This is a genomic window from Mesorhizobium sp. M7A.F.Ca.CA.004.04.2.1 (genome assembly GCF_004022825.1).
GTDB lineage: Bacteria > Pseudomonadota > Alphaproteobacteria > Rhizobiales > Rhizobiaceae > Mesorhizobium.
Map to the genome: position 1 here is coordinate 1 of NZ_RZPH01000226.1, position 6,923 is coordinate 6,923.

At 58.2% G+C, this 6,923-nt stretch carries 6 protein-coding genes; 2 read left to right on the forward strand and 4 right to left on the reverse strand.

Annotated elements, in window-relative coordinates:
• Positions 1-236: 236 nt before the first annotated feature.
• Together EN893_RS12745 and EN893_RS12750 are read right to left on the reverse strand one after the other, a co-directional pair.
• Positions 237-1,292, reverse strand: a complete 1,056-nt coding sequence (locus EN893_RS12745; protein WP_127272449.1) for an HWE histidine kinase domain-containing protein — start codon at positions 1,290-1,292, stop codon at positions 237-239.
• On the reverse strand, positions 1,289-2,728 hold the full coding sequence (locus EN893_RS12750; protein WP_127268868.1) for an ATPase domain-containing protein: 1,440 nt from the start codon (positions 2,726-2,728) through the stop codon (positions 1,289-1,291). The genes EN893_RS12745 and EN893_RS12750 overlap by 4 nt, the downstream gene beginning before the upstream one ends.
• A 261-nt stretch (positions 2,729-2,989) precedes the next feature.
• Between EN893_RS12750 and EN893_RS12755 the strand changes: the two genes are divergently transcribed.
• Positions 2,990-4,906: a PAS domain-containing sensor histidine kinase gene (locus EN893_RS12755; protein ID WP_245456910.1), complete on the forward strand. Its 1,917-nt coding sequence runs from the start codon at positions 2,990-2,992 to the stop codon at positions 4,904-4,906.
• Positions 4,907-5,311: 405 nt separating this feature from the next.
• Here the strand turns inward: EN893_RS12755 and EN893_RS12760 are convergent, their stop codons facing one another.
• Positions 5,312-5,518 (reverse strand): DUF3606 domain-containing protein, encoded by a 207-nt coding sequence (locus EN893_RS12760; RefSeq protein ID WP_127268872.1) that lies wholly within the window; start codon positions 5,516-5,518, stop codon positions 5,312-5,314.
• 121 nt (positions 5,519-5,639) lie between these two features.
• Positions 5,640-5,813: a hypothetical protein gene (locus EN893_RS38065; protein ID WP_164748842.1), complete on the reverse strand. Its 174-nt coding sequence runs from the start codon at positions 5,811-5,813 to the stop codon at positions 5,640-5,642.
• 184 nt (positions 5,814-5,997) lie between these two features.
• Between EN893_RS38065 and EN893_RS12765 the strand changes: the two genes are divergently transcribed.
• On the forward strand, positions 5,998-6,861 hold the full coding sequence (locus EN893_RS12765) for an ATP-dependent DNA ligase (RefSeq protein ID WP_127268874.1): 864 nt from the start codon (positions 5,998-6,000) through the stop codon (positions 6,859-6,861).
• Positions 6,862-6,923 lie beyond the last annotated feature (62 nt).

Sequence of the window (6,923 nt, forward strand, 5' to 3'; positions counted from 1 at the left end):
CCTATAGGCCGTTTCCTGAGAAACGCGCCAACAGCAAAACTCCAAGCAGGCGGCCCCGATTTTCGGCGGACACAGATGCAAGCAGCGCCCTTGCCAGTTCCTTGGCAAGGTGCGTCGCTCCTTCGCGAGCGGCGCCCGGTGGCGGGCTCCTGCTGATGATCTGCGGTAGAAGAAAGGGCTTGGCAATCACGATACTGTTTGGAACTTCCGCTGCCCAATGGCAGGCGCTGCCGCAATCAGCCGAGCCGACCATCGGATGCAAGGCGGGAGAGCAGGCCGCGGATCGAGAAACGCAGTCCCTCCGGCGCAAAGTCGAGATCGGGAGCCTGTCCGAACAGACTCGTCAATGCAGCGCGCATGTAGCGCGTCCCATATCCCACTCGCGAGGGTTCGACTACGGTTGGTCCTCCTGTTTCGGTCCATCTCAACGACAGCAATGGTTCCGAGTTCGACTCAATATTCCATTCCAGGCGTATTCTGCCTTCGGGGCGGGACAAGCCGCCATATTTGATGGCGTTTGTTGCCAGTTCATGAAGCGAGAGGGCGAGAGTTGTACCGGCATCGCGCGAAAGCAGCACCTCGGGTCCTTCGATCGTGATGGCAGTTTGATCCTTGGAAAGGTATGGCGCGAGGACCGATTTTGCTACATTCGTTAAGGCCACTGTCTCGCCACCGGCAGCAAAAACTGCAGAATGAACATCCGACAAGGCTCTCAATCTCCCTTTGAAGTCTTCTGCAAGTCCCTCTGCCGAGATCGCGCCGCGCCTGGTCATATCGAAGATGGATATGACGGTCGCCAGGATGTTTTTCACTCGATGATTTAGTTCAAGGCGTAGTTCCGTCTCCCGCTCAAGATAGTCACGCACGTCGCGCTGGCGAATTCTGGTGAGGAGTGCCGACTGGATTCCGCTTATCAGTTCGAGCGCAGCCACGGGACGCTGATAGTATATCTGACGCGAACGTGGCCAAGCAGCACTCAGCGCCGCTTGGATGCGTGACTGCTGTGCCGCGCGGTCCAACAAAACAACGATTGGAATTTCCGACCAATTCGGCTGCGCCTGAAGGAAACTTTCAACCGTTGCGATAGCCTGAGGATTCAAGGCTTCGTGAGTAACAACCAGCACTCCAGGGGATAGCGCAAGCAAACCCTCTAAGTCCTCGGGACTCGCCGCTAGAGCCCGTAGACCACGTTCTTGCAGCAGGGAAGCGGTGTAACCAGCATCCTTGCGGTAAGGCGCCAAGATCAGCACCCAATCCAGTGTTCCCAGCCCGTTTCGCTCGACGTCGTTCACGTCTCGGGCAGAGGATTGTAGGAAACGACGGAAACGCCGGAACTCGCGATGAACAGTTCCCGGACATCGAGATCGTGCGGGCCGTGGCGCTTCTTGACGACCGTGATGTTGCGCCTCAAACGGCCCTCATGCTCGGACATGCGCAGCAGAAGCACGGTGTCGCCGAGAAAACTAACGTCCACGTCGATCCCAACGTTCTGCCCGAGCAAACCATGCTGGGCGACAATGAGCATGGTCAGCACGTCAGCGCGCGCGAGATGTTTCAGGAGAGACTGGATGTCCAGAACCGCCTTTTCCCGGTGGGGAAGAGAATTCAGATAGCCGGTGAAGCTGTCAATCACGACAACCCGGGTATTGTTGCGACTGACGACTTGCTGCACAATCTGGCCGAACTCCCCAGGCGAGATTTCGTTGGGACTAAAATCGTAGATGACAAGTTGGCCATCCTTGTGGAACTGCCGAAGATCCATCCCAAGGCCCTCGGACCGGCGAAAGAAAGTCTCCAGTCGCTCCTCAAACAGGAACAGGGCCACGCTTTCGCGGCGCTGAAGCGCGGCAGTGGCGTAAAGCGAAGACATCGTCGACTTGCCTGTTCCCGACTGACCAATCACGAGCGTTATGGTTCCCGATTCCTGGCCGCCGCCGAACATCTCGTCGAGAGCGTCTACCCCTGACTTGATCAGTTGCGGCTTGGTCACTTCGGGAGGCGACCCTGGCACAATCCTCGGAAACACCACAACGCCCTCGCCCTCGCGAATGGCCATATCGTGATAACCGTCAGCAAACGGCACGCCGCGCATCTTGCTGACTTCAATGCGCCGGCGCACGCCGCCGTAGTCCTCGAGAGATTTATCAAGCCGGATCACGCCGTGGGCAATGCCCTCGATTTCCTCGCCGTTGTGATCGCCTCCGCTGGTCTGGGTGTCGAGCAACACCGCCACAATGCCCCGTTTGGCAAGGAAGGCCTTGAAGCCAATCAGTTCGCGCCGGAACCTCGGTGTGTCACCGGTAATCAGCCGGATCTCGAGCAGCGAGTCATAAACAAGCCTGTGGGGTTTGTGTTCTTCGATCGCGCGTTCAATCGCCTTGCGCGTTTCATCCAATCGAAGGTCGGCAGTCTGGAAAATCGTCTGATCGGCCGCGCCACTCAGGGTCTCCGAAGCGGACAATTCCTCAACACGAATCCCATCAAGCGTCCAGCCGTGTGAAGACGCAATCGCCTGCAGTTCGGCGGCGGTTTGCGAAAGGCTGACATAGATGCAGCGTTCACCGGCTGCCACACCGGCGCGCAGGAACTGCAAGGCCGCGGTCGTCTTGCCTGCGCCTGGATCGCCTTGCACGATGTAGAAGTTGGAAGCGGGCAATCCACCGCGAAGAATTTCGTCCAAGCCGGCAATGCCGGAACTTACAACGGGCTGCTTCTTTCGCTCGGTCATTCCGCCCTCGTCTCCAAACAGGAATCGTAAGCCGCCATAATCATAGGTTCGAAGTAGAACCTGGGTAGACCGACCGGCGGCCCGACCCCAGTATCTGGAATTCCAGTTTCTGTAATGGCCGCGCCGCCGTCAGGCAAGTAGCTCGTTGCAGGCCACGGCAATCACGGCCTGTGCCACATAAGGACGCACGCCTTCCCCTCGTCTGTGGAACCATCCGAGACGCCAGCAGTTTCATGAAGTTGACAGATGAACGGATGGGGTATGATTCAAGGGACCGTCGATAAAGCCGATGAGGATCGCTACCGCGTTCTCGTCGAGGCCGTTACCGATTATGCGATCTATATGTTGAACCGTTCGGGAACCGTGACGAGTTGGAACGCGGGGGCAGAGCGGTTCAAAGGCTATTCCGCGAGCGAGATCATCGGTCAGCATTTCTCGTGCTTCTACACGCAGGAAGATCGCGAAGCTGGTCTTCCATCGCGGACTCTGGAGACAGCAGCCCGCAATGGCAAATTTGAAACCGAGGGCTGGAGAGTGCGTCGCGACGGGAGCCGTTTCTGGGCTCATGTTGTGGTTGATCCTATATTCGATCCAAGCGGCAAATTAACCGGCTTCGCAAAAGTCACCCGTGATCTTACCGAGCGCAAGAAAGCGGAGGATGAAATCCGGAGAGGTCAGGAGCAGTTCCAGCGCCTGGTTCAGGGCGTGACGGACTACGCGATCTATATGCTTGATCCTGAAGGCGTAATCACGAGCTGGAACTCGGGTGCAGAACGCATCAAAGGTTACTCGGCCGACGAAATAGTCGGCAAGCACTTCTCGCAGTTCTACACGCCCGAGGATCGCGAGCGAGGCACTCCGCAAAGCGCCTTGGAAATCGCTGCTCGCGAGGGGCGAGTTGAGCGCGAGGGCTGGCGGATACGCAAAGACGGTACTGCGTTCTGGTCCCATGTGGTCATCGACGCCATTCGGCACGAGGATGGCGAACTCCTGGGTTTCGCGAAGGTTACGCGGGACATAACGGAACGGAAGAAGGCGCAGGAGTCATTGGATCAGGCACGCGAAGCCCTTTTCCAGTCACAAAAAATGGATGCGATCGGTAAGCTGACGGGCGGTGTCGCTCACGACTTCAACAATCTGCTGATGGCGGTTCTGGGTAGTCTTGAGCTGCTGCGCAAACGGCTACCTGACGATCCACAATTGCTGCGTCTTCTGGATAATGCCGTGCTCGGGGCGCGACGGGGAGCGTCGTTGACGCAGCGCATGCTGGCTTTCGCGCGGCGGCAGCAACTCGATCCGAAGCCTGTCGATTTGATTGAGCTCATACATGGAATGAAGGAGCTCTTGGAGCGATCGCTGGGCTCAAGAGCGACTATCGAGACCAAATTTCCGCTCTCGCTCGATCATGTGATGGTGGATGAAAGTCAAATCGAACTCGCATTGCTCAATCTGTGCGTCAATGCCAGGGATGCGATGCCTGACGGCGGAACGATCGTCATCTCCACTCGGATGGAACAGGTCGGCGAAAGCAAAGAGGCAGGCTTGGCCCCAGGCCCATACGTCTGCCTCTCGGTAGCAGACGCTGGCGAAGGAATGGACGAAGAAACACTAGCTCGGGCGACAGAACCGTTCTTCACCACAAAAGGCGTTGGCAAAGGCACGGGTCTCGGTCTGTCTATGGTACATGGGATGACAGAACAAATGGGCGGGCGCCTGACGCTTAGGAGCCGCAAGGGAGCAGGGACGACGGCGGAACTGTGGCTGCCGGTCGCCACCGCGAGCTCGGAAGTCGCGCGCGGGCCGGATGTTCTTGCCGAGGAAGCCATTGAGACGGCGTCGCTGCGGATCCTGGCAGTGGATGACGATGCCCTGGTCCTTTTGAATACCGCGGCAATGCTCGAGGATCTCGGCCATACTGTCGCGGAGGCGCATTCTGCGGCGGCAGCCCTCAGGCTTTTGGAGGAGCACCCGTTCGACCTCGTTATAACGGATCATGCTATGCCGAAAATGACGGGCCTGCAGCTATCGAATACGATCAAAGTCCAGTGGCCGCACGTACCCGTCATTATAGCAACGGGCTACGCCGAACTCCCGGGGACTCGCGACATCAAGATTCTCAGCAAGCCGTTTACAGAAGAAGAATTGGCGAACGCAATAGCAACCGCTAATGTTGCGTAGGGTGGCCTGAGAGACAACCCCTTTGAGTTCCTTGATGCGTCAAGCTCGGATAAAACCCTCCAATATTTTTCTCTGTGCCGAGAGTACTTGCGAAGCGGCAACCTGCTCAGCGGTCAGAAGGGAGGTTTCTATGGAAAGTGTACGTTCAAGCAGCCGATTCGTGAGAGAGGACGGCTTCGTTCTTCGAAAGATCGCTCTGGTCTCCTGCCCTACCAGCCTATGCCGCACTTAGCTCCCGGATCTAACTGTTTGCAAGGATTGGGAACCCGCGAGGCGTTGTTCTCGCAGTCCGCGCAGTCAAGCAGGAGTGCGGACAGGCCTACCCAGCCGCGAAACAGAAAAGCCCCGGCGCTGGATCTGCACCGAGGCTAAGGGCATGTACGAGCTACCTAGCATGTCCGAGTTTCAACCTCCGCTAATATTGTAAATGAATGGTGAACTGTGCGCACCGACTTCACCCGGTTGTGTTTGGCGTCCCTGTGGTTCGCGAAGGGCCGAATATGCTCCACCAGTAAGCTGGAATTTGCTGGCGAGATCGCCGACCTCGTATTCCTCGTCGCCCGAAACGCGGTCTCGATCACGAAAATCACGCCTGCTTTTGTCATCTGGCATGGTTGTCCTCCTGAGCGGAGCAGCGCAAGTGGCGCCGGTTCCACGTAAGGGTGGCCAGCGCTTGTCGCAGAGTTGGCCCTGCGCCGGCTTGGTTCTGCCCGCACGGGATCCTTTGTGGAGGCTATTGATCTTGTGTGGCCTCGATCAGACGCCGAATCCTGCCCGACCGCTCGATGTTTTGGGCCACCATCTTTTCCGAGCGCTCAATCGCGAGCTCGGCCCGTTCGAGGCGCTGCTTGGCACTGGCGACTTCGGCCGCCATCGCGATTCCCCGGCCTTTCGTGATGTTTGTCATGGGATTGAAACACCGGGAGGGCGGAATCGTTCCTTGAGCCGGCCAAGCGGCGCTCCAGCGATTTCAGCCGCTGGATCAAGATAACGCTCCTCAAGGTGCTCCGGAGCTGCCCAAGCGTCTGGTGCGTTCCTTTGCAACTATTTTAGCCTCTTCTAATTTAAAGTCGGTCAGTCCGAGTTAGCGTATGTTGAAGTTCATCCGGCCGATGTTCCCCACGCTTGTCGAGGTGCCGCCGACAGGGGACAACTGGATTCACGAAATCAAATATGACGGCTATCGTACCCAGGTGATTGTTGAGGACGGCAAGGCCAGAGCGATCACGCGAAGGGGCTACGACTGGTCATCGACGTACAAGACGATTGTCGAGGCGGCGGCAACCATTCCGAAGTCGGCAATCATCGACAGCGAGGCAATCGTCCTTAACGAGAAAGGCGTGTCGGATTTCCATTCGCTGCGGTCGGCGATGCGATGGGCGCCGGATCGGATCATCTTCGTTGCCTTCGATCTGCTGCACCATGACGGCATCGACCTGCGCCCCGAACCATTGCTGGCACGCCGGGAAAAGCTGCTCGAACTCGTCAGGCCTGCCAAGGGCGTGATCCAGTACAGCCACCATGTGCATGGCGGCGGGGATGACTTCTACGCCGCGGTTGACCGCATGGGCCTAGAGGGCATGGTGTCGAAGCGGCCTGACAGCGTCTATCGGTCAGGCGACACCGAAGCGTGGCTGAAAACGAAATGCTATGAGGAAGTCGACTTTGAAGTTGCAGGCGTGCAGCGAACGCCCAGTTCGGCTCCACTCGCCTTGATGGCAACCCGCGATGCGGAACGCCGCTACGTCGGCTCGGCAAACATCGCCCTGACCAAAGCCATGCGCGAACGCCTCTATGCCAAGGTGCAAGAGGGGAAAGGCGCGCCACCGAGGGGCGCCGACAAGCCCGATGCCGAATGGATCAAACCTGGCCTTGTCGGACGCGTGAAGACCCTCAAGCGCGAAAATAAACTACGCCACGCCACGCTGCGGGCGATCCGGGAGGCAAAGGCATGACGCATCGCCCACGATGCACATCTCGGGATCGACCGGTGCGGGGGTGGCCGGCGCCTGTGGCG